The organism is Nocardioides sp. Arc9.136, from assembly GCF_030506255.1.
Lineage (GTDB): Bacteria > Actinomycetota > Actinomycetes > Propionibacteriales > Nocardioidaceae > Nocardioides.
Genome location: NZ_CP113431.1, coordinates 164,911 through 186,585, shown reverse-complemented (window position 1 = coordinate 186,585; position 21,675 = coordinate 164,911). Strand labels below are relative to the sequence as shown.

The 21,675-nt window shown below is 74.8% G+C and carries 20 protein-coding genes; 5 read left to right on the top strand and 15 right to left on the bottom strand.

The window, feature by feature from the left end; all coding sequences use genetic code 11:
• Positions 1 to 20 precede the first annotated feature (20 nt).
• From OSR43_RS00920 to OSR43_RS00895, 6 genes are all read right to left on the bottom strand, one after another.
• Positions 21 to 1,019 (bottom strand): sortase, encoded by a 999-nt coding sequence (locus tag OSR43_RS00920; RefSeq protein ID WP_302269051.1) that lies wholly within the window; start codon positions 1,017 to 1,019, stop codon positions 21 to 23.
• Positions 1,016 to 3,637 (bottom strand): hypothetical protein, encoded by a 2,622-nt coding sequence (locus OSR43_RS00915; RefSeq protein WP_302269050.1) that lies wholly within the window; start codon positions 3,635 to 3,637, stop codon positions 1,016 to 1,018. Before OSR43_RS00915 ends, OSR43_RS00920 begins: the two co-directional genes overlap by 4 nt.
• Positions 3,634 to 5,280: a phosphate ABC transporter substrate-binding protein PstS gene (locus tag OSR43_RS00910; RefSeq protein ID WP_302269049.1), complete on the bottom strand. Its 1,647-nt coding sequence runs from the start codon at positions 5,278 to 5,280 to the stop codon at positions 3,634 to 3,636. Before OSR43_RS00910 ends, OSR43_RS00915 begins: the two co-directional genes overlap by 4 nt.
• A complete protein-coding gene (pstA, locus tag OSR43_RS00905) occupies positions 5,277 to 6,488 on the bottom strand; it encodes a phosphate ABC transporter permease PstA (RefSeq protein ID WP_302269048.1) in 1,212 nt (403 codons plus the stop codon). The genes OSR43_RS00910 and pstA overlap by 4 nt, the downstream gene beginning before the upstream one ends.
• Positions 6,485 to 7,495 (bottom strand): phosphate ABC transporter permease subunit PstC, encoded by a 1,011-nt coding sequence (gene pstC, locus OSR43_RS00900; protein ID WP_302269047.1) that lies wholly within the window; start codon positions 7,493 to 7,495, stop codon positions 6,485 to 6,487. Before pstC ends, pstA begins: the two co-directional genes overlap by 4 nt.
• Before the next feature lie 153 nt (positions 7,496 to 7,648).
• Positions 7,649 to 8,716, bottom strand: coding sequence for a TerC/Alx family metal homeostasis membrane protein (locus OSR43_RS00895; protein ID WP_302269045.1), 1,068 nt, complete (start codon positions 8,714 to 8,716; stop codon positions 7,649 to 7,651).
• A gap of 215 nt (positions 8,717 to 8,931) precedes the next feature.
• Here OSR43_RS00895 and OSR43_RS00890 point away from each other — a divergent pair, with 215 nt between their 5' ends.
• On the top strand, positions 8,932 to 9,753 hold the full coding sequence (locus tag OSR43_RS00890) for an adenylate/guanylate cyclase domain-containing protein (RefSeq protein ID WP_302269044.1): 822 nt from the start codon (positions 8,932 to 8,934) through the stop codon (positions 9,751 to 9,753).
• Between the two features lie 183 nt (positions 9,754 to 9,936).
• A complete protein-coding gene (locus tag OSR43_RS00885) occupies positions 9,937 to 11,598 on the top strand; it encodes an FAD-binding dehydrogenase (protein WP_302269043.1) in 1,662 nt (553 codons plus the stop codon).
• Here the strand turns inward: OSR43_RS00885 and OSR43_RS00880 are convergent.
• From OSR43_RS00880 to OSR43_RS00865, 4 genes are all read right to left on the bottom strand, one after another.
• Positions 11,595 to 12,416 carry an HAD-IIA family hydrolase gene (locus OSR43_RS00880; protein WP_302269042.1) on the bottom strand — a complete coding sequence of 274 codons (822 nt, stop codon included), beginning with the start codon at positions 12,414 to 12,416 and terminating at the stop codon, positions 11,595 to 11,597. The two genes, OSR43_RS00885 and OSR43_RS00880, sit on opposite strands and share 4 nt — an antisense overlap.
• Positions 12,417 to 12,450: 34 nt before the next feature.
• A complete protein-coding gene (locus OSR43_RS00875; protein WP_302269041.1) occupies positions 12,451 to 13,365 on the bottom strand; it encodes an alpha/beta fold hydrolase in 915 nt (304 codons plus the stop codon).
• A 100-nt stretch (positions 13,366 to 13,465) separates the two neighbouring features.
• Positions 13,466 to 13,588, bottom strand: a complete 123-nt coding sequence (locus tag OSR43_RS00870) for a hypothetical protein (RefSeq protein WP_302269040.1) — start codon at positions 13,586 to 13,588, stop codon at positions 13,466 to 13,468.
• A gap of 11 nt (positions 13,589 to 13,599) precedes the next feature.
• The gene (locus OSR43_RS00865) at positions 13,600 to 14,253 is read right to left on the bottom strand and encodes a TetR/AcrR family transcriptional regulator (RefSeq protein ID WP_302269039.1); all 654 of its coding nucleotides are present in this window, start codon (positions 14,251 to 14,253) and stop codon (positions 13,600 to 13,602) included.
• Positions 14,254 to 14,329: 76 nt separating this feature from the next.
• On the opposite strand from OSR43_RS00865, the gene OSR43_RS00860 reads away from it, so the two are divergent.
• The 3 genes from OSR43_RS00860 (at position 14,330) to OSR43_RS00850 (ending at position 18,807) form a co-directional block, all read left to right on the top strand.
• Positions 14,330 to 15,691, top strand: coding sequence for a cytochrome P450 (locus OSR43_RS00860; protein WP_302269037.1), 1,362 nt, complete (start codon positions 14,330 to 14,332; stop codon positions 15,689 to 15,691).
• A gap of 146 nt (positions 15,692 to 15,837) precedes the next feature.
• Positions 15,838 to 18,075, top strand: coding sequence for a SpoIIE family protein phosphatase (locus OSR43_RS00855; protein WP_302269036.1), 2,238 nt, complete (start codon positions 15,838 to 15,840; stop codon positions 18,073 to 18,075).
• Positions 18,076 to 18,204: 129 nt separating this feature from the next.
• Entirely contained in the window at positions 18,205 to 18,807 is a 603-nt protein-coding gene (locus OSR43_RS00850; RefSeq protein WP_302269035.1) for a TetR family transcriptional regulator, read from the top strand.
• A 14-nt stretch (positions 18,808 to 18,821) separates the two neighbouring features.
• Here the strand turns inward: OSR43_RS00850 and OSR43_RS00845 are convergent, their stop codons facing one another.
• From OSR43_RS00845 to rpmB, 5 genes are all read right to left on the bottom strand, one after another.
• Positions 18,822 to 20,315 carry an FAD-dependent oxidoreductase gene (locus OSR43_RS00845; protein ID WP_302269034.1) on the bottom strand — a complete coding sequence of 498 codons (1,494 nt, stop codon included), beginning with the start codon at positions 20,313 to 20,315 and terminating at the stop codon, positions 18,822 to 18,824.
• A 93-nt stretch (positions 20,316 to 20,408) separates the two neighbouring features.
• The gene (locus OSR43_RS00840) at positions 20,409 to 20,855 is read right to left on the bottom strand and encodes a Fur family transcriptional regulator (protein ID WP_302269033.1); all 447 of its coding nucleotides are present in this window, start codon (positions 20,853 to 20,855) and stop codon (positions 20,409 to 20,411) included.
• A gap of 59 nt (positions 20,856 to 20,914) precedes the next feature.
• The gene (rpsN, locus tag OSR43_RS00835; RefSeq protein WP_302269032.1) at positions 20,915 to 21,220 is read right to left on the bottom strand and encodes a 30S ribosomal protein S14; all 306 of its coding nucleotides are present in this window, start codon (positions 21,218 to 21,220) and stop codon (positions 20,915 to 20,917) included.
• Position 21,221: 1 nt separating this feature from the next.
• Entirely contained in the window at positions 21,222 to 21,392 is a 171-nt protein-coding gene (gene rpmG, locus OSR43_RS00830) for a 50S ribosomal protein L33 (RefSeq protein WP_302269031.1), read from the bottom strand.
• Entirely contained in the window at positions 21,392 to 21,628 is a 237-nt protein-coding gene (rpmB, locus tag OSR43_RS00825) for a 50S ribosomal protein L28 (RefSeq protein WP_302269030.1), read from the bottom strand. The genes rpmG and rpmB overlap by 1 nt, the downstream gene beginning before the upstream one ends.
• Positions 21,629 to 21,675: the final 47 nt, after the last annotated feature.

Here is a 21,675-nt window from a genome sequence, read left to right as displayed (position 1 = left end):
TGGTGGTGGTGCGGGTTGGTTCAGAGGACGTTCGGCAGGAGCCGGACGGCCACGTCGGTGGTCGCCCAGGACAGGGCGAGGGCGAGCGGGGTCGCGACGACCCAGACGAGGACGGTCGACCAGCGCTGGCGCGCGGCGACCACGGCGAGGACGAGCGCCACGAGAAGCGCCAGGTGCAGGGCCAGGAGCGGTACGGCGCCGTCGTCGGCCGCCATCGCCTTCTCCGACTCCGGCACGGCGGCGGGCCGGCCCGGGGGCGCCGGGAAGCCCTCGGGGGCCTCGGCGTCGACGTAGACCGCCGAGCCCGGGGAGACCGCGGCGAACCGGCCCTCGCCCTCGGCGGTGACGAGGGTCAGCCGGGCGGCGCCCTCCTTCGCCGGCGCGGGCAGCGGGTCGCCGCCGCGGCGGACGCCGAGGACGGAGAAGGTGACCGCGCCCTGCGCACCGGTCACCTCGACCGCGTCGCCGACCCGGAGGTCGGGGAGGTCGCCGAACGGGCCGCCGTACGTCGCGGCGCGGCCGTAGACGACCGACGTGCCGACCTGGCCGGGCAGCACGGTGTCGCGCCGGTGGCCCGGCCCGTCGAGGGTGTCGCCGGAGGCGGTGCCCTCGACGACGACCTCCTCGACCCCGAGGCTCGGGATGCGCAGCAGCGCGACCGGGTCGCCGACCGGGACAACGGGCCCGACCGGGGCGGTGGCGGAGGCGATCTGGGTGCGGAGGTCGCGGTAGAGCAGCTCCTGGGCGCGCTCGTGGGACAGCGAGCCGAGGAAGAGCAGCTGCGCCGCCGTCCAGAGGCAGACCAGCGCGAGCATGGTCAGCGCCGAGGAGGCGACCGCCGTGCGCTCGTCCGGCTTCGTGGCGGGCCGCGCGGGCCGGGCCGGGCCGCGGAGGCCACGCAGGACGCCGGCCAGGCGGGCCGGGACCAGCGGACGGGCGCGGCCGGCGGACGGCGACCCGGTGTCCGTGCCCGCCGCCGCGCCCGCCTCGGGGGCGGGGCGGTCGTCGAGGGCGGTCACCGCGGCACCCGCACGAAGAAGCGCAGGCCGCTGGCGCCGAGCACCGAGACCAGCCCGACGAGCACCAGGGCCGGCAGGAGGCCGCCGCCGAGGCGGGAGCCGACCGGCTCGGTGGCCGGCATCACCGGCGCCGCGGTGGCCGGCGGGGCCGGCTCGTCCGCGCCGGGCGCCTCGTCGGCGCCGGGGACCTCGCCGGTGGGCACGTCGCCCACCGGGACGTCGCCGCCGGGGAGCCCGGTGCCGCCGCCGGAGGTGTCGCCTCCGCCGCTGCCACCGCCGGAGGTGTCCCCGCCACCGGCCGGCTCGCGCTGCGCCGCGACCGCGTCCGCGACGCGCTGTGCGGAGCGGAACAGCTTCGCGGTCACGCCGGTGCGCCGGATCGGCAGGTAGCCCTCGGGGAGCTCGCCGTTGCCGCTGCCGGGGCGCTGGCCCTCGGTGGTCGAGACCCGGATGAACTGGGCGACCTTCGTCGCGTCGGCCTTCGGCAGGTTGCGCAGGCGCGCGGCGGTGTAGACGACCATCGTGCCCGGGTAGGCCGCGCCGTCCTTGCGCACGTCGGCCTGGTCGAGGACGAACGGCTGCATCGGCTCGGCCTGCTCGGCCAGCCGCACGGCGGCGCCCAGCGAGGCGTCGGTCGGCGCGACGTACCGGCCCGGCTTCGTCTCCAGCGCCGCCGAGCGGAGGCCGTAGCGCGCCGCGTCGCCGAGGCTGGTGATGCCGAGCATGAACCGCGACCCGAAGGACTGGCGGTCGACCCGGCCGAGCTTGTACTGCTGGGCGGACTGGTCGAGCTCGCAACGGGTCTGCACGTTCGGCCAGGCGTCGAGCAGCGCCTCGGAGATCTTGCGCAGGGTGGTCACCGGAGCCGCGAGCTGGGTGAAGTAGACCGCGGGGTTCTCCTGGCGGCAGGTGTTCTCGGTCTCGGGGACGTAGGTGTCGAGCAGCGGCCACTCCGAGCGGGGCACCTCGATGCCCTCGTACTCGGGGTTGACCTTCATGCCCCACTTGTCGGGCTTGCCGGAGAGGAACGCCCGGGCGTCGGGGTCCTCGGCGAGGTACGCAGTGACCTGCTCGACCACGTCGGAGGAGTTCGACAGCGACAGCAGCGCCGCGCCGGCCTCTTGCGTGGTGGTGCTCAGCCCGGGGTTGAGCTGCTGGAACTCCGGGTCGTTCATGATCGCCAGCGGGTTGCCGCCGATGCCGGGGTGGCCACGGCCGAGGTCGGAGCCGAGGTAGCTCTGGGTCATCAGCTTGGCGACCAGCCGGGCGTTGAGCCGCAGCCGGGAGTACTCCCCGCCGTTGTCGGGCTCGTCGACGACGTAGGCGATCGAGAAGCCGGTCACCGCCGTCGGCGCGTAGCCGACCGGGTCGGTCCCGCGCCGCTGGTGCTCGGAGGAGACCGCCGCGGCCGCGCCGCCGCCGCTCTCCATCAGGTTCCAGCCGGCCTCGTCGGACATCTGGTTGAGCTGGTACTTGAACCGGTCCTTCGCCAGGCAGTACGCCGGGGACCACTGGGTCGCGGCCTGGGCGAGCAGCTCGGAGCCGTAGAAGCCCGTCGGAGGGCGCGGGTCGCGGATGTCGCAGGTGTCCGGCGGCAGGCCGAAGGTGATCGGGATCGCGAACCGGTTGCGCCAGTTCGACTCCGCCCACCACAGCGCCGGGCCGACGGCCTGGTCGATGCCCTCGTTGCTGTAGTTGCTCGAGCCCGGCGCGAACCGGCCGCCCTTGCGGCACGCCTGGTCGCCGGCGGTCGCCGGCTCCGACGGCGCGTCGCAGCTGAGGCCGACGATCGGGATGACGACGACCGAGCAGGCGACCTCGTGGTTGCAGCCGAGCGACTCGTTCTCGGTGTCGCTGCGGACCTCCAGCTGCACGCTGCCGGTGCCGTCGGGCTCGGTGAACGCCGCGATCTCCGCGGGCGGGAAGGCCGCGCCCACGGCCGCCTCGGGCGGCATGTGCTCGGCGTCGCAGGCCAGGTAGGTGCGGCCACCGCGGGCCACGAACGGCGTCAGCCGGGTGGCGTAGGGGTCGATGTCGGCGGTGGGGCACTCCTCGGCGCCGGGGAACGGCGCGACGCCGGAGACCCGCGCCTTGTCGGCCGCGTCGGCGTACAGGTCGTGGCGCCAGGTCGCCTCGCCCTCCGAGCGCGTGACCTGCGAGCGCTGGGCGACCGAGGCCGTCCAGCAGGTCTCCGGCCGCAGCCGCCTGCCGGCCGCCACGGACGGGTCGTCGACGCCGCGGCACTGCAGCACGACGACCGGGTACTCCTGGGCCAGGCCGTTCTCGCCGTACGGGTTGCTCGCCCGGCCGCCGCTGGGCTGGGCGCCCTTCCAGCTGATCCGGATCCGCTGCCGGCCGCGCAGGTTCCTGGTCTTGTCGGCGGTGACGGTCACCCGGTGGGTCGGGAAGGAGTACGAGGTCCCGTCGGCGTTGGCGAAGACGCGCGTCAGCTCCTTGGTGGCGCGGTAGCCGTCCTTCGCCTTCCCGGCGGCCGAGGCGGCCGAGGCGGCGGACGCGGCCGGGGCGGCCTGCGCGGGGGCGCCGAGGCGGCCGGGGACGGCGAGGCCGAGCGCCACGAGGGCCAGCGCGACGAGGACCAGGCCCGCCCGGCGCGTCACCGGACGCTCCGGCGGCGCTTGAGCGAGGCGACGTACAGGCCCGGGAGCAGCACGAGCGCGACCAGCTCGACGGCGGCCAGCCACCCGAACGCGCGGGTGTCGGCGGCGCGGTCGGCGGCGAGCTCGGTGGGGTTGGCGTAGATCGCCTCGCCCCCGGTCGCGACGACGTCCCCGCCCCCGACGACGGCACCGGTCTCGGGGTCGATGACCGGGGCGGCGTCACCGCCGGGCACGCCGGCGGCCCCGCCGCCCGCTGCCCCGCCGCCGCCCGTCCCGCCACCGGCCGCGGTCCCGGTGCCGCCGCCCTGGCCGCCGGCGGCGCCGGTGCCCTCGTCCGTCGACGGCGTGCCCGTGCCGGTCGCGGTGCCGCAGGGTCCCGCACCGACCTTGTCGCACGCCGCGGGCTGCGGGGCGATCTGGGCCAGCTTGTTGCCCGAGAGGTTCTTGCCGTCGAAGGTCGGGTTGTTGCACGAGGTGACGTCGCGGTCGGTCAGGTCGACCGCGCTGTCGGCCTGCTTGAGCTGCGCGATCTGCTGGAACCCGGCCTGCACGAGGTTGAGCGGCAGCGGCGAGTAGCCGTACGGCCCGGCCTTGGCCTGGCCCGCACACAGCGAGTAGTAGAGGAAGTCCGCGAGCGTCTGGCGCTTGGCCGTCGACATCCGCGGGTCGCTCTTCCCCGTCGGGATGATCATGTAGCTGTACGACGACAGCGGGTAGGCCCGCGGGTCGGTCGCGGTGTAGACCCCGTCGAGGACCTGGGTGAGGTAGAGCGCGGAGCCCTTGTCCTGGTTGATCTTGGCCTTGGTCAGCGCGACCGCGACGTTGTACTGCGTCGGCTCGACGAAGTAGCCGCCCTTGTTGAGGACCTTGACGACCGGGTAGTCCTTGTTGACAGGGTAGGAGTACTCGACGTAGCCGATCGTCCCGTTGCCGGCGAAGCCCGCGATCGTGTTCATCACCTGGTCCGAGCCGGCCTGGCCGACCGCGCGGCCCTTGCGGGGGTAGTACGACGTCAGGCCGGAGCGGCCGAAGAACGGCCGCCAGATCGACGGGTACTCGTGGTCCATCCAGGTGGTGAACTGCGCCGTCGTGCCCGAGCCGTCGGAGCGGACGACCGGCGTGATCGGCAGCGAGGGGAACGCGCGGCCGTTGTTGTCCTTCGCGATCGCCGGGTCGTTCCAGTTGGTGATCTGGTTGGTGAAGATCTTGGCGAGCGTCTCCCCGGAGAGCCGGAGGTTGCGGACCAGCTCGTTGCCCACCTTGAGCTGGTAGGTGAACGCCGTGCCGCCGGCCACGATCGGCAGGTAGGCGAACTCGCGGCCGCCGCTGGTGTCGGCGTTCCCGGCCTCGTCGACGCCCTGGTAGGGGATCTCGGAGATCGCGAAGTCGGTGCTGTCCTGGGAGAAGTCCTTGCGGCCCTTGGAGGAGCCGCCGCCGGTGTAGACGACCTTCATGCCGTTGGCGTCGACGTCGGAGATCCACTGCTGGACGATCAGCTCCGACCAGGTCGACCCGGTGCCCTCGATCTGGGCGTACGCCGCGGCGTGGGCGGCGCCCGGCAGCGTCGCGACGCAGCCGAGGGCGATCAGGAAGGCGATCCAGCTGCGGGTGCAGCGACGGACCGCTCGGGACGCGGTTCTCAACGGTTCTCCTGCGAGATGGAGGGCGCCTGGCGCAGGCGCGTGACGAGACGGGAGCGGAGGGGTGGCCGCGTGCCGCGGGGCCGGGCCAGCAGGCGAGCGACCACGAAGAGCAGCAGGACGAGGCCGAGCAGCACCGCGGCGGCGCCGTACGCCCGGGTGATGGCGGTCGGCTCGCCGGAGCGGACGAGGGAGAAGATGTAGAGCGGCAGCGAGTTCATCGCTCCCTCGGTGGGGTCGGCGACCATGAACGCCGCCGCGCCGGAGGTGAGCAGGACCGGGCTGGTCTCGCCGATGCCGCGGGCGACGCCGAGGATGACCGCCGTCGCCAGGCCGGGGCGCGCCGTCGGCAGCACGACGCACCACACGGTGCGCCAGCGGCTGGCGCCGAGCGCGAGGCTGGCCTCGCGCAGGCCGGAGGGCACGACGCGCAGGACGACGTCGGCGGCCCGGGCGATGATCGGGAGCATCATCACCGCGATCGCCATCGCGGCCGCGAGGCCCGAGCGCGGGTAGCCCAGCGCGCGGATCAGCACGGTGTAGACGAACAGCCCGGCGACGATCGAGGGCAGGGCGGTCATCGCCTCCACGACCGTGCGGACCAGCGTCGCGAACCGGCCGCCGACCTCGGTCATGAAGACCGCGGTGCCGATGCCCAGCGGCAGCGTGACCACCAGCGCGATCCCGAGCTCGATGAGCGAGCCAACCACCGCGTGCGCGACGCCACCGCGGTCGAAGGAGTCCTTCGGGCCCACGCCGGACATGTCGTCGAGGAAGAAGTTGAGGTGGGTCAGCGGGCGCCAGCCCTGGGAGAACACGTCGTAGACGGTGGTCACCAGGACGCCGGCGACGACCACGGCGCCACCGGTGACGACCGCCTCGGCGAGCCGGTCGCGCACCTCGGTCGAACCGCCCGACATCGCCGCGGTCGTGGCGGTCAGGACCAGGCCGAGGCCGAACCACACGATGACGAACCAGGCCGGGCCGGCGAGCGGCAGCAGCCGCTGGGTCACCAGCCAGGACAGGCCCAGCGCCGCGGCCCACGGACCGAGCCGGGAGAAGCGCTCGTCGGGGCTCAGCCGGCCCAGGCTCGCGCGCGGGACGGCGGGCGCCGCGTCCTCGTCGTACGTCGGCAGGTGGGTGGTCGGGGGCGCCGCCGCGTGCGCGCCGGGGTGGAGGCCGGGGGCCTCGGGCGGGAGCGTCGCGGTCATGCGTCGGTCCCCGCTCCGGACCGGCTGCGTCCGACCACGACCGCGGCGAGGGTGTTGACCACCAGGGTGATCAGGAAGAGCACGAAACCGGCGGCCAGCAGCGCGGAGAGCTGGGCGTCGCTGGCCTCGCCGAAGCGGCCGGCGATCAGCGCGCTGACCGTGCTGGTGCCGATCTCGAGGACGTTCCACTTCATCTCGAAGGCCGGGGAGACGATGAGGAAGACCGCGATCGTCTCGCCGAGCGCGCGGCCGAGGCCGAGCATCGTGCCGCCGATGATGCCGCCGCGGCCGAAGGGCAGCACGACGGTGCGGATCATTCCCCAGCGGGTGGAGCCGAGCGCGAGCGCGGCCTCCTTCTCACCGGGCGGGGTCTGGGAGAAGACCTGGCGCATGACCGCGCACGACATCGGCATCACCATCGCGGCGACGGCGATGCCGGCGCAGAACGCGCTGGCGGTGTAGCGGCTCGCGTCCCAGACCGCGGCGTCGGGGTCGGACCCGCGGACGTCGAAGAACGGGATCCAGCCGAGGTTGCGGTGCAGCCACAGCGCCAGCTCGGCCGCGTGCGGCATCACCAGCGAGAAGCCCCACAGCCCGTAGACGATCGAGGGGATCGCGGCCATCAGGTCGACGAGCGAGACCAGCGTCGAGCGCAGCCGCGCCGGGGCGTACTCGCTGATGTAGAGCGCGGTCAGCAGCGCCAGCGGGAACGCGAAGGCCATGGCGACCAGCGCCACGGACGCGGTGCCGGCGAGGACCGCGGCGATGCCGACGACGTCGGCCTCGGGCTGCCACTGGCTCTCGGTGAAGAACGACCAGCCGTACCGGTCCAGGGTCGGGTAGGCCTGCCAGGCGAGGAAGAGGCCGACGCCCCCGGTCACCACGAGCACGGACGCGCCCACGGCACGGCTCGCGTGCTCGAAGACCGCGTCCGCGCCGGTGGGGCGTCGGGAGATCCGGCGGGGACGCACGTCGTCGTCGGTGCCGGGCAGCGGGAGGGTGGTCACGGTGGTCCTGATCTGGTCGGGCGCGCGGACGAGGTGTCCGCGCGCCCTGAATGCTCAGGACCCTCCGGGAACGGATGCGCCGCCTCCGGTGAACGGCCGGGGAACTCGTCCCCGGCCTTTCCCGAACAGGTCAGGCGCCGCCGTTTCCGCTGGTCACAACGGACTACGCAGGTCCTCCTCGGCATGGCCCGAACGGGCCAGGGGTGCCTCGGCGCCGTCCTGCGGACCGGTCCGGACAGGCTGCTCCCGGTCCGCCCGGTCCGCCCGGCGGGAGGCGAGCAGGCTCGTGGTGACCGTCACCGCGAGCACGCCGACGATGACGCCGAGCGAGGCGAGCGTGGGGATCTCGGGGACCGACGGCCACACCAGGTGGGCCCAGTGCAGGACGAGCTTGACGCCGATGAAGCCGAGGATCGCCGCCAGCCCGTAGGAGAGGTGGGCCAGCTTCGCCAGCGCGCCCTCGAGGACGAAGTAGAGCGCCCGCAGGCCCAGCAGCGCGAAGGCGTTGGTCGCGAAGACCAGGTAGGGGTCGCCGGTGATGCCGTAGACCGCGGGGACCGAGTCGATCGCGAAGACCACGTCGGTGGCGAAGACCGCGATCACGACCAGCGCGAGCGGCGTGAGGGCGCGGCGGGTGGTCCGGCCCACGGCGGTGCGGGTGAGCATCCGCGGGCCGTCGTACTCCTCGGTGACGGGGACGACCCGGCGCACCAGGCGCACGACGCGCATGTCGTCCACGTCGGTGGTGTGCTCCTGGCCGCGGACGGCGTCGCGCAGCAGCTTCAGGCCGGTGAGCAGCAGCACCGCGCCGAAGACCAGGAACACCCAGTCGAACGCCGCGAGCGCGGCGGCGCCGAGGGCGATGAAGATGCCGCGGAGGACGAGCGCGCCGACGATGCCGTACAGCAGGACGCGCTGCTGGAGCTCGCGCGGGACGGCGAAGGCCGCCAGGAGCAGCATGAAGACGAACAGGTTGTCGACGCTCAGCGTCTTCTCGACCAGGTAGCCGGTGTAGTACTCCACGCCGGTCGTGCTGCCGTGCTGCGCCCAGATCCAGGTGCCGAAGGCGAGCGGCAGGGCGACGTAGAACGCCGACCAGCCCAGTGCCTCCTTCATCGAGACCTCGTGGGGACGACGGGTCAGCAGGAAGTCGACGAGCAGGAGGACCAGGACGGCACCGATGGTGACCGTCCACAGCAGGGGTGTGCCGATGGTGGGCATGCAGGACTCCTCGAACGGGTGTCGTTCGAGGTCTCCCCCACCCGGCGGTCCGGACGGGGCCGGGCCGGGCGGCCACCGGGACGCCGCAGGGGACGTCGTACTGACCGGTGGCACTGAGCGGGGTACTCCCCTCGGGGTGAAGCGTAGAGGGCAGCGCCAAGGCCGAGCGTCGGGACGGGCGCGGCGGGCGGCGTCGCGTCCGCGATGATCCCCCGGTGACGACGTCGACGGTCCTGCTCGCCGTCGCGGTCGCCGTCGAGGCCGTGGGGCTCGGGGTGCTCCTCGGGCTGTGGCTGGGCGGCCGGCGGCGGGTACGGCGCCTGCGCGCGGAGGTCGCGGCGCTGCGGGACGGCCGCAAGCCGCCGCGGCGGCTCGTGCCCCGGCCCGACGAGGTCGTCAGGGCGGTCTGGGAGACCGCGACGCTCGTGCGCGACAAGGGGCTCGGCGGCGCCCTGCGCAGCTCGGTCGAGGACCTTGCCGGCTGGGCGCAGGTCGAGCGGCCCGACCTCGTGCGCCTCGCCGGCGTCGACGGCACGGTCGCGATCCTCTTCTCCGACATCGAGGGCTCCACCGCCCTCAACGAGGAGCTCGGCGACCGGGCGTTCGTCAAGCTGCTCGCCCGCCACGACCAGCTCGTCCGCAGTCGGGTCGAGCGGCACGCCGGGCACGTGGTCAAGACCCAGGGCGACGGGTTCATGGTCGCCTTCTCCACCGCCGAGCAGGCCGTGCGCTGCGCCACCTCGGTCCAGCGCGCCCTCGACCGCGGCCGGCGCGGGGGACGCGTGCCGGTCGCCGTCCGCATCGGCATCCACCAGGGCGACGTCGTCCACCGCGACAACGACATCTTCGGCCGCAACGTCGCCCACGCCGCCCGCGTCGCGGCCCTCGCCGAGGGCGGCGAGGTGCTGGTCAGCGAGCCGGTCGCGGCCGCCCTCGCCGACGCCGAGGACCTCGTCCTCACCGAGCCGCGCTCCGTCCGGCTCAAGGGGCTCTCCGGCGACCACCTGGTCTCGGCCGTCGAGTGGTCGGTGGACTGAGCCGTCCCTCGCCGGGTCCGCGTCCTCGGGCCGTCGCAACCGTTCAACTGCTGGGTCGTGACGGCGCGCAAGCGCTTGCACACGGTCAGGACCGCGCAATTGAACGATCGGTGCGCCCGCGACCCCGGTCCGACCCGCGACCCGGGCACGCCGGGGCGGGGCGGATCGGCGACGATGACGCCCATGCCCGAGCTGCGTGCCGATGTCGTCGTCGTGGGTGCCGGTCTCGCCGGCCTGGTGGCCGCCGCGGAGGCGGCGGACGCGGGCCGCAGCGTGCTGCTGGTCGACCAGGAGGGCGAGCAGAACCTCGGCGGGCAGGCGTTCTGGAGCCTCGGCGGGCTGTTCCTGGTCGACAGCCCCGAGCAACGGCGGATGGGCGTCAAGGACAGCCTCGAGCTGGCGCGGCAGGACTGGTTCGGCAGCGCGCAGTTCGACCGGCCCGAGGACCGCTGGCCCCGGGCGTGGGCCGAGGCCTACCTGCACTTCGCCGCCGGGGAGAAGCGCTCCTGGCTGCGCGGGATGGGCCACCGGATCTTCCCGGTCGTCGGCTGGGCCGAGCGCGGTGACGGCACGGCCACGGGCCACGGCAACTCGGTCCCCCGCTTCCACATCACCTGGGGCACCGGCCCGGGCGTCGTGGAGCCGTTCGAGCGCCGGGTCCGCGAGCACGTCGCCTCCGGCCGGGTCCGGCTGGCCTGCCGCCACCGGGTCGACGAGCTGCTCGTCGAGGGCGGCGTCGCCGTCGGCGTGCGCGGCGGCGTGCTGGAGCCCACCGACGTCGAGCGCGGCCGGCCGAGCAGCCGCACGGTGGTCGGCGAGTTCGAGGCGCGGGGGTCGGCCGTCGTCGTCACCAGCGGCGGCATCGGCGGTGACCACGAGCTGGTGCGGCGCAACTGGCCGGCCCGGCTGGGCACCCCGCCGAAGCGGATGGTCGCCGGCGTCCCGGCGCACGTCGACGGCCGGATGCTCCGGATCACCCAGGACGCCGGCGCCACCGTCGTCAACCCCGACCGGATGTGGCACTACGTCGAGGGCCTGCGCAACTGGGACCCGATCTGGGACAACCACGGCATCCGGATCCTCCCCGGCCCCTCCTCCCTGTGGCTCGACGCCGAGGGCAACCGCCTCCCGGCGCCGTTCTTCCCGGGGTTCGACACCCTCGGCACGCTCCAGCACCTGCGCGCGACCGGTCACGACTACTCCTGGTTCGTGCTGACCCAGCGGATCATCGAGAAGGAGTTCGCGCTCTCCGGCTCCGAGCAGAACCCCGACCTCACCGGGAAGGACGTCAGGCTGCTCCTCTCCCGGGTCAAGAAGGGCGCGGCCGGGCCGGTCGAGGCGTTCAAGCAGCACGGCGAGGACTTCGTCGTCGCCGACACCCTCGAGGAGCTCGTCGCCGGCATGGACCGGGTCGCCGACGAGGGCGTCGCGCCGATCGACGTCGAGCGCCTGCGCACGCTCATCGAGGCCCGCGACCGCGAGATGGACAACGACTACAGCAAGGACGCCCAGGTCACCGCGATCCGCGGCGCCCGACGGTTCCTCGGCGACAAGCTGATCCGGGTCGCGAGCCCCCACAAGCTGCTCGACCCCGCCGCCGGCCCGCTGATCGCCGTACGCCTCAACATCCTGTCCCGCAAGACCCTCGGCGGGCTGGAGACCGACCTGGAGGGCCGCTGCCTGCGCGCCGACGGCACCCCCTTCCCCGGCCTGTACGCCGCGGGCGAGGTCGCCGGCTTCGGCGGCGGCGGGATGATGGGCTACAACGCACTCGAGGGGACGTTCCTCGGCGGCTGCCTGTTCTCCGGCCGGGTCGCGGGCCGCGCCGCGGCGGCGGCCGTCTAGGCCGGCCGGTCGGGTTCCCCGGCGGGCAGCCTCTGCCCGCGGGCGAGGTCGACCAGGTCCGCGATGGAGTCGACGACCCGGGTCGGGCGGTAGGGGAAGGTCTCGACCTGCTCCCGGCGGGTCGACCCGGTCGTCACGAGCACCGTCCGGATGCCCGCCTCGAGACCGCTGATGATGTCGGTGTCCATCCGGTCGCCGATCATCACCGCCGACTCCGAGTGCGCGTCGAGCCGGTTGAGCGCCGAGCGCATCATCAGCGGGTTCGGCTTGCCGATGAAGTACGGCGTCCGCCCGGTCGCGGTGCTGATCAGCGCGGCGACCGACCCGGTCGCGGGCAGCTTGCCCTGCTGGCTCGGCCCGCTCGGGTCGGGGTTGGTGGCGATGAACCGCGCCCCGTCGTCGATCAGCCGGATCGCCCGGGTGATCGCCTCGAAGGAGTAGGTCCGGGTCTCCCCGAGCACGACGTAGTCGGGGTCGCGGTCGGTCAGCACGTAGCCGATGTCGTGCAGCGCGGTCGTCAGCCCGGCCTCCCCGACGACGTAGGCGCGCCCCTCCGGCCGCTGGTCGGCGAGGAACTGCGCGGTCGCCAGCGCCGAGGTCCAGATGGACTCCTCCGGCACGTCGATCCCGCTGGCCAGCAGCCGCGAGCGCAGGTCGCGCGGGGTGAAGATCGAGTTGTTGGTGAGGACCAGGAACTTCCTCCCCGACTCCTTCAGCGCCTCCAGGAACTCCGCGGCGCCGGGGATCGGGTCCTCCTCATGGACCAGCACCCCGTCCATGTCGGTCAGCCAGTACTCGATCGGGCGGTCCTCGCTCATGGCCCGAGTCTGGCAGCAGCCGGCGTCGCCGCCGCTACTCCGCGAGCGCCGCCCGCACGACCTCGCGCACCTCGGCCGGCGGCAGGCCCGCCGCCCGGGCCGCCCGCACCGCGGCCAGGAGGGCCTCGACCTCCGGTGGCGGGCCGTCCTGGTCGGGGCCGAGCGCGTGCTCGCGGACCAGCCGGGCGACCTCCTCGGGCGCCTCGGCCGGCGCCAGGTGCGCGACGCCGTCGAGCTCCGCGAACCGCCCGTCCGGCACGCCCTCGGCCAGCGCCCGCAGCAGCCCGGGAGGCGTGGGCACGTCGTGGGAGCCCGCCACCGCGAGCACCGGCACCGTGACCTCGCCGAGCCGGTCGCGGACGTCGAAGGCGGCGAGCGCACCGCACACCGCGGCGTACGCCTCGTCGTCGGCGGCGGTGAGCGACCGGAGCAGCGCGGCCGCGCTCTCGGCCTCCCGCTCGACGAACCCCGGCCCGAACCACCGCTCCGTGGAGGCCTCGACCAGCGCCTCGGTGCCGCGCTCGCGCACGGTCCCGGCCCGCTCGGCCCACGACTCGGGGGTGCCGATCCGCGCGCCGGTGCACAGCAGCGTCGCCGACTCCACGCGGGCCGGTGCGTCGAGCAGCAGCTGCAGCCCGACCGCACCGCCGACGGAGTCGCCGGCGTAGTGGAAGCCCGGCGCGTGCAGGCCCTGGGCCATGGTGTCGACCAGCGCGAGCACCCCGGCGGCGAGGTCGGGGACCGTCAGCGGCTCCTCCGCGGTCGACGGTACGGCGGCGTTCGTGCCGTGGCCGGGCAGGTCCCAGGCCACGACCTGGAAGTCGCGCGCGAGGTGGCGGGCGCAGTCGCGCCACAGCGCGGTCGCCGAGGTGCCCAGCGAGGGCCCCAGCACGAGGAGCGGGAGGTCGGGGCGGCCGCCGAGGCGGACGGCGGTCAGCGAGGCGGTCACGCCGACCAGTCTCGCGTGCCGGCTCGTGACGCCCCGCAACGACGCGGCAGGGGCCCGCGACCAGCGGTCGCGGGCCCCTGCCGAAGTGTTCCGGCCGCCGTCAGAGGACGAGCAGCGCCAGCACGACAGCAGCGATGATCAGGGCGATGATGGCGATGGTGCGGGTGTTCATGTCGTCACCTTTCTCGGGGGTGATGGGACGGTGCCCGGCGACGCCCGCCACAAACGGCCAGGTCAGTGCTGGTCTGCTCCAGTGCCGGCGGCGGGGCCCGCCTGGACGACCAGGGCCAGCACCTGCCCCATCAGGTCGTCGGGCACCGAGCCGGGCTCGACCAGCCGCTCGATCGCCAGCCCGTTGGACAGCGCCATCAGCAGCGTCGCCATCGAGGTCGCCGGCAGCGGGAGCTCGGCGCCCGCCTGCTCGGCGTGGGCGGCGACGGCCCCCGCCACCGCGGCGTGCAGCTCGCGACGGCGCTGCACGAAGGCCCCCTCGGTCCGGCCGCTGCGCACGGTCCGCTGCCACAGCTCCAGGAAGAGCAGGTGCCAGTCGTGCTGCTCGTCGGTCGCGGCGGTCAACCGGTCGCCGAGCGCGCGCGCCCGCTCGGCCAGCGTGGCGCCGGGGTCGTTCTCCACCGCGGCCAGGCCGAGGTCGAGGTACGCCGAGACGCGGTCGTCGACGAGGGCGGCGACCAACCCCTCCTTGCTGCCGAAGTTGCTGTAGACCGCGCCCTTGGTGAACCCGGCCGCGGCCGCCACGTCGTCGAGGCTCGCGCCGTCGATGCCCTGGCGGGCGAAGGTCCGGGCGGCCGCGTCGAGCAGCGCGCGCCGCACCTCCTCGCGGGCGGGGCGCCTGCGGGCCTCGGCCGGCGCGGGCGGGACCGTTGACATGGCGAGGACGATACCGGAAGGTATCGGATACCGGCCGGTATCCAACCGGCTCCGCTCCCGACGCCCAGGAGGGCCCGTGCTGCTCCGGACCGCGACCCACCCGCTCGTGCCGAGAGCCGACGCCCTGCGCTCGGCCGCGCGCCCCGCGGTCCGCTGGGGCCTGGGCCACGCCCTGCCCAAGACCGTCATGCGAGCGGCCGCCCGCCGCGGCGACCTGCATGCCCGGCTCATCGTCACCAGCAGCACCAGCAGCGACGTGCCGGTCGACCTCTTCGACGAGATCCGGGCCAGCGGACCGCTGCACCGGTCGCGGTACGCCTACGTGACCGCCACCCTCCCGGTGGTGCGCGAGGTGCTGGCCTACCCCGACGTGCGCGCGGGCGTGGACCTCGGTACCGGCGCGGGGCCGCTCGGGCGGATCGGGCGCTGGGCCCACGAGACCACGCCGATGGGCCCGCTGACCCCTCCCTCCCTGCTGGTCACCGAGCCGCCGGACCACACCCGGATGCGCAAGCTGGTCACCCGGGTGTTCTCGGTCAAGGCCGTGCAGCGGCTGCGCGAGCGGACCGAGCAGATCGCCGACGAGCTCCTCACCGACCTCGCCCGGCAGTCGGCGGGCGGCCGGCCGGTCGACCTGGTCGAGGCCTACTGCGCCCTGCTGCCGGTCACGGTGATCGCCGAGATCCTCGGCGTCCCGGACTCCGAGCGGCACACGGTGCTCGAGTTCGGCACCGCGGCCGCCCCGAGCCTCGACCTCGGCCTCTCGTGGCGCCGCTTCCGCACCGTCGAGGGCGCCCTGTCCTCCTTCGAGGCCTGGCTGGTCGACCACATCGAGAGCAAGCGGCGCCGGCCGGGCGACGACCTGCTCAGCCAGATGGTCGCGGCCCGGGACGACGACGGCGTGGCGCTGACCGACAAGGAGCTGGTCGCGACCGCCGGGCTGGTGCTGGCCGCCGGGTTCGAGACGACGGTCAACCTGCTCTCCAACGGCATCGCGCTGCTCCACGAGCACCCCGACCAGCTCGCCGCGCTGCGCACGGACCCCGGCCTGTGGTCGAACGCCGTGGAGGAGGTGCTCCGGCTCGACCCGCCCGTCCTCCTCACCGGTCGCACCGTCGTGCGCGACACCGAGGTCGCCGGCGTCCCCGTCCCCCGCGGTGCGGTGGTGACCACGCTGCTCGCCGGGGCCAACCGCGACCCCGACGTCTTCGCCGACCCGCACCGCTTCGACGTCAGCCGGGAGAACGCCGGCGACCACGTGTCGTTCTCCGCCGGCCGGCACTTCTGCCTCGGCGCCGCGCTGGCCCGGATGGAGGGTCAGGTCGGCCTGCAGCGGATCGTCGAGCGCTACCCGGACCTGCGCCTCGAGCCCGGCGCCGCCAGGCGCGACACCCGCATCCTGCGGGGGTACCGGGTGCTGCCCGCGCGGCTGGGCTGACCCTCCGGGAGCGGTGCGGCGCGGTCCCGCGACGGGCGGCCGTGCACCCCGGCGGCGACGTGCGTCACCGCCGTGACCGTTCGGCGACGGCACCCCTGCGGCGTGTGGGATCGTTCGGGGCAACCGACCTTCTGGAGGTCCTGCACGTGTCCCAGCCCGACCCTGGGGAGCGCGGCGCCGTGCTCCCCCGTCGGGGAGGCGCGTCGAGCCCCGCCGACCCGCCGGTCACCGCCGACCAGGCGCGGCTCGTCGCCCGCCTGCTCGACGGCCTCGACCAGGTGCCCGACGCCGCCTGGCGGGTGGCGGTCGACGCGGCCGGGATCGGGGCGTTCGACTGGGACCTCGTCGACGGCCGGCTCCGGTGGGACGACCGGCTGCTGGAGCTCTTCGGGCTCGACCACCGCACCTTCGCCGGCACCATCGAGGCGTTCAGCGCGTGCGTCCACCCCGAGGACCGCGACCGGGTCTCGGCCGCGCTGGCACGGGCGGTCGACGAGTGCGGCGAGTACGAGGCGGAGTACCGCGTCGTCCTCCCGACCGGCGAGGAGCGCTGGATCACCGCCCGCGGCCGGGCGCTGCCCGGCCCCGACGGCGGCGCCGTGCGGCTGCTCGGCGCCGCCCACGACTCGACCTCGGTGCGCGGCGAGGAGTCCCGGGTCGCCCGCGTCCTGGAGTCGATGCCGACGGCGTTCTACCAGCTCGACCGGCAGTGGCGGTTCAGCTACCTCAACGCCGAGGCCGAGCGGCTCCTGGGCCGGCGACGCGAGGAGCTGGTGGGCGGCTCGGTGTGGGAGCTCTTCCCGGCCACCGTCGGCACGGCGTTCGAGGAGCACTACCGCCGGGCGGTCCGCTCCGGCGAGCCGGTCGCCTTCGAGGCCTACTACCCCGCGCCCCTCGACGGGTGGTACGAGATCCGCGGCTGGCCCTCCCCCGACGGGCTCGCCGTCTACTTCGTCGACGTGAGCGCGCGCCGGCGGGCGCAGTCCGACGTCGACCGGGCCACCGCCCGCGCCGGCCTGGTCGCCAGCGTCACCGAGGCGCTGACCGACACCCTCGACATCACCGAGGCGGTCCAGCGGCTGCCGCGCCTGGTCACGCCGGTGATGGCCGACTGGTGCATCATCACGCTCCTGCGGGAGCCGGCGCCCAGCAGCGCGCGGACCCGTCGCGGCGTGACCGTCGAGGGCGCGCCCGAGGTCGACGTCGACCCCGGGTGGCGCGAGAACCTGCGCGACGCCGGCTACTGGCACCACGACCCCGCGCTGCGGCGAGCGGTCGACGACTACGCCACCACCCGGCTCACCGCGCTCGCCGACAGCGCGCCGCTCGCCCGCGCGGTCGCCGAGCAGCGCCCCGTGCTGCACCGGACCGACGCCACCGAGGCCCTGCTCGCCGCGCTCGCGCCCGGCCCGGCGTACGACGCGATCCAGGTGCTCCGGCCGAGGTCGGGCGCCTTCGTGCCGCTGCGGGCGCGCGGGCACGTCGTCGGCCTGCTGTCGGCGTTCCGCGGCCCCGAGCGGGGCGCGTTCGGCGAGGACGACGTCACCGTGCTGACCGACATCGGCAACCGGGCGGGCATCGCCATCGACAACGCCCGGATGTTCGGGCGGCAGCGCGAGCTCGCCGAGACCCTCCAGCGCAGCATGCTCACCGAGCCGCCGCAGCCCGACGACCTCCAGGTGGCGGTCCGCTACGCCCCGGCGGCGCACTCCGCGCAGGTCGGCGGCGACTGGTACGACGCGTTCGTGCAGGACGACGGCGCGATGGTCGTGGTGATCGGCGACGTCGTCGGCCACGACGTCGACGCCGCGGCGGCGATGGGCCAGCTGCGCAGCCTGCTGCGCGGGATCGCCGCGCACACCGGCGACGGCCCGGCCGTGGTGCTCGCCGGCGTCGACCGGGTCGTCGAGGCGCTCGCCGTCGACACGATGGCGACCGCCCTGGTCGCCCGGTTCGAGGAGATCCCGGAGGACCGCCGCGCCGGGGTGACCCGGCTGCGCTGGTCGAACGCCGGCCACCTCGACCCCGTCGTCGTCGCCCCCGACGGCACCGTGTCCGTGCTCGCCCCCTCCGAGCGGCACACGCTGATCGGCGTGGTCCCGGACCAGGAGCGCACCGACGACGTGGTGGACCTGCCGCGCGGCAGCACCGTGCTCTTCTACACCGACGGGCTCGTCGAGCGGCGCGGCGAGGCACTGGACCGCGGCATCGACCGGCTGGTGCGGGAGCTGACCGGGCTCGTCGCCGACGGGCTCCCCCTCGACGAGGTCTGCGACGGGCTGCTGGAGCGCCTCGTGCCGGAGGGCGCCGAGGACGACGTCGCGCTGCTCGCCGTCCACCTGGGCCCGAGGACGGACCCCGCGACCGGCCCGAGCGGGGCCTGAGGAGCCAGCCGGGTCCGCTGTGAGCCAGGTCTCACTCAACGGGCGAGCCGACGCTCCTCCTCCCCGGCGCGGGCCACGATGACCCGGCCGGCACGGGTCCGGCGTGCACGGGACCGACGGAGGGGACGAGTGCCCAGGATCGCGGAGAGCCGCCCGCCGGCCGCCCCGGTGTCGCTCGAGCAGCGGGCACGGCGCGACCGGATCGTGCGCGCGGCCACCACGATCGGCGCCCGGCTGCCGATCGACCGGGTGCAGATGCACGACGTGGCCAAGGCCTCCGGCGTCGCGATCGCGACCCTCTACCGCTACTTCCCCTCCAAGACGCACCTGTTCGCCGCTGTGATGGCCGACCAGGTCGCCCGGCTCGACGCGGAGTACGTCGGGCCGTCGCTGGACCGGGACCCGGCCGACGAGCTGAGCGAGCTGCTCATCCGCGTCGGGCGCCGGATGCTCGAGCACCCGGTGCTGACCACCTCGATCATGCAGTCCAACAACGCCCTGACCGCGACCCCGATGGGCCGGGAGGTCGCCGGGGTCTCGCACGGGGTGATGCTGCGCGCGCTCCGGGCGGCGCACGACCCCGAGCCGATCCACCTGCGGCTCGTGCGGCTGGTCGAGCAGAACTGGTACGGCGTGCTCATCTCCATCCTCAACGGCCACACCACCCAGGAGGAGGGCGAGGAGGACCTGCGGCTCGCCGTCCGCCTCCTGCTGACGCCGCTGCCGCGCTGACCTCCGGGAGAGGTTCAGGCGCGCGCCGCGGCCCGTCCCGCCCGGCGCCCGAAGAAGGTCCCGTCGCCCAGCGAGGTGCCCGAGATGTAGCCCTCGCCGTGGATCCCGCTGCTGGCGCGCCCCGCGGCGTACAGGCCGGGCACCGGCGGGCCCGCCACCGAGCGGACCTCGCCGTCGACGGTGGTGCTCAGCCCGCCCAGGGTGAACCCCTGGAACCCCGTTCCGCCGCCGGCGGCGCTGCCCTCTGCGAAGAAGCCCAGCCGCGGGTCGACCACCGCCCACGGACCTTCCAGCGGGCGCAGCCAGCGGGCCGCCTTGTGGTGGAGCGGGTCCTCGCCGACGGCCGCGTGCGCGTTGTACGTCGCCACCGTCCGCTCCAGGGAGCCGGCCGGCAGGCCGAGCTCCTCCTCGAGCTCGGCCAGCGTCTCGGCGGCGTACGTCGGCCGAACGCCCATCAGGTCGGCCTCGGGCACCGACTCCAGGCCCTGCTCGTCCAGCAGCACAAAGCACGGGCCGGGCTGGTGGAGGGCGGCGTGGCTGAACAGGCCGGGGTAGACGTCCTCGTTGACGAACCGCTGGCCGAGGCCGTTGACCAGCATGCCGCGGCAGACCATCGCCGGCACCGCGGTGTACGCCGCCTCCACGAAGCCCATCCGCCGGGTGGCGGCGCCGAGCGCGGCCGCCATCTTGATCCCCGAGCCGTCGTCGAGGCCGTCGCTGACCTTGCCGTGGCCCAGCAGCACCGGCGCGTGGTCGGCCAGCATCTCCTCGTCGTCGACGAAGCCGCCCGTGGTGAGCACCACCCCGCGCCGGGCCCGGTACGTGACCTGCTCGCCGAAGCGCCGGGCCACCACCCCGACGACCCGGCCGTCGGGGTCCACCACCAGCGACCGTGCGCGGGTGTCGGTGTGGGTGACCACCCCACGCTCCGCGCAGGTGCGGAGCAGCGCGTCCATCAGCGTGTGCCCGGCCCAGCCCTTCGTGGCCGGGCGGTGTCCGCGGGGCACCGGCCGGGCCAGCTCGTCGTAGGGCCAGGCGTTCTCGCCCAGCCACATCAGCCCGTCCTGGGTGAAGGGCATCCACGTGGGGGCGTCGTGCAGCGACTCGTTGAAGGTGACGCCGCAGGAGCGGAACCACTCGAAGTGCTCGACGGAGCCGTCGCAGTAGAGCCGGAGCTTCTCCTCGTCCGCGTGCGGCCCGAGCGCCGCGCGGAGGAAGGCGAACATGTTGTCGGCGTCGTCGGCGAACCCGCACGCCTGCTGCACCGCGGTGCCACCACCGAGGTAGAGCTCACCGCCGGACTGCGCCGACGAGCCGCCCGGCCCGCTCGCGCGCTCGAGCGCGATCACCGAGGCGCCCGCCTGGGCCGCCTCCATCGCCGCCGCGGCACCCGCGCACCCCAGGCCCACCACCAGCACGTCGACCTCGTGGTCGAACGTGGACACCCGGTCCAGCGGGACCGGCGCCACGTCGAGGAGCGCGGCGCCTGCCGGGGCGGTCTCGATCACAGGGAGCTCCTTGCACGCGGGGACGGTCCGCGCGCACCGTCGCACGGGACGCCCGCGCTCCCCCGGCGAGCTTCCGGTGACCGGGAGGCCCGGTCAGCCGGCGTCGGCCGTGCGGCAGACCTGGCAGACGCCGAACAGCTCGAGGGTGTGGTCGACGTCGGCGAAGCCGTGCTCCTCGGCGACCTTGCTGGCCCAGCGCTCGACCGCCGGACCGGAGACCTCCACGGTCCGGCCGCACCGCCGGCACACGAGGTGGTGGTGGTGGGCCGGGCTGCACAGCCGGTAGACCGCCTCGTTCCCGTCGGCCTTGACCGTGTCCAGCTCACCCGCGTCCACCATCGCCTGGAGGGCGCGGTAGATCGTCGCCAGCCCGACCGGCTCGCCCTGCTCGCGGAGCGCGTGGTGGAGGTCCTGCGCGCTTCGGAACCCCTCGCTGGCCGCCAGCTCCGCCACGAGGGCGCGGCGCTGCCGAGTGCTCCGCGGCCCCGGCGACGCGGCGTCGGGGGCGGGCGTCGTCCGGGAGCTGTTCGCGGGGGCCACGCCGTCACGATACCGACGCGACCGGCCGGCCTCCGGGGCCCGAGCACCGCCGCCGGGACTCACCAGCTGGACTTCGTGACCCCGGGGAGCTCGCCGCGGTGGGCCATCGCCCGGAAGGTGATCCGGGACAGCCCGAACCTCCGGAGGTGGCCGCGGGGCCTCCCGTCGACCTGGTCGCGGTTGCGCAGACGCACCGGCGAGCCGTCCCGCGGCAGGCGCGAGAGGCCGCGGACGGCGGACGCGTGCTCGATCGAGCCCGGCTCGGCGGTGCGGATCACCTGCTTCAGGGCGGCCCGGCGCTCGGCGTACCGCTCGACCACGCGCTCGCGTCGCCGCTGCGCGGCGATCTTGCTGGTCTTGGCCATCTCAGCGCTCCTCCTTGAAGTCCACGTGGCGGCGGACGCGCGGGTCGTACTTGCGCAGCACCAGCCGGTCGGGGTCGTGGCGACGGTTCTTGCGCGTCACGTAGGTGTGGCCGGTGCCGGCGGTCGAGCGCAGCTTCACGACCGGCCGGAGGTCGTTGCCGCGGCGAGCCATCAGATCCGCCCGTCGCGCCGGAGGACCTCGGCGACGACGGCGTCGATGCCGCGCACGTCGATGACCTTGATGCCGCGCGCGCTCACCCGGAGGGTCACCGAGCGCCCGAGCGAGGGCACCCAGTACCGCTTGCGCTGGACGTTGACGTCGAAGCGGCGGTTGGTGCGGCGGTGCGAGTGGGAGACGTGGTGGCCGAACCCGGGCGTGCGCCCGGTGACCTGGCACGTGCGTGACATGGCTCCTCCTGACGGGTACGATGATGAGAACGATTCTCATTCTACAC

Bases quoted from the DNA above. Each gene is read 5' to 3' on its own strand.
- pstA (WP_302269048.1), bottom strand. From the start codon at position 6,488: ATGACCGCGACGCTCCCGCCCGAGGCCCCCGGCCTCCACCCCGGCGCG.
- OSR43_RS00895 (WP_302269045.1), bottom strand. From the start codon at position 8,716: ATGCCCACCATCGGCACACCCCTGCTGTGGACGGTCACCATCGGTGCC.
- OSR43_RS00885 (WP_302269043.1), top strand. From the start codon at position 9,937: ATGCCCGAGCTGCGTGCCGATGTCGTCGTCGTGGGTGCCGGTCTCGCC.
- OSR43_RS00880 (WP_302269042.1), bottom strand. From the start codon at position 12,416: ATGAGCGAGGACCGCCCGATCGAGTACTGGCTGACCGACATGGACGGG.
- OSR43_RS00865 (WP_302269039.1), bottom strand. From the start codon at position 14,253: ATGTCAACGGTCCCGCCCGCGCCGGCCGAGGCCCGCAGGCGCCCCGCC.
- rpsN (WP_302269032.1), bottom strand. From the start codon at position 21,220: ATGGCCAAGACCAGCAAGATCGCCGCGCAGCGGCGACGCGAGCGCGTG.
- rpmG (WP_302269031.1), bottom strand. From the start codon at position 21,392: ATGGCTCGCCGCGGCAACGACCTCCGGCCGGTCGTGAAGCTGCGCTCG.
- rpmB (WP_302269030.1), bottom strand. From the start codon at position 21,628: ATGTCACGCACGTGCCAGGTCACCGGGCGCACGCCCGGGTTCGGCCAC.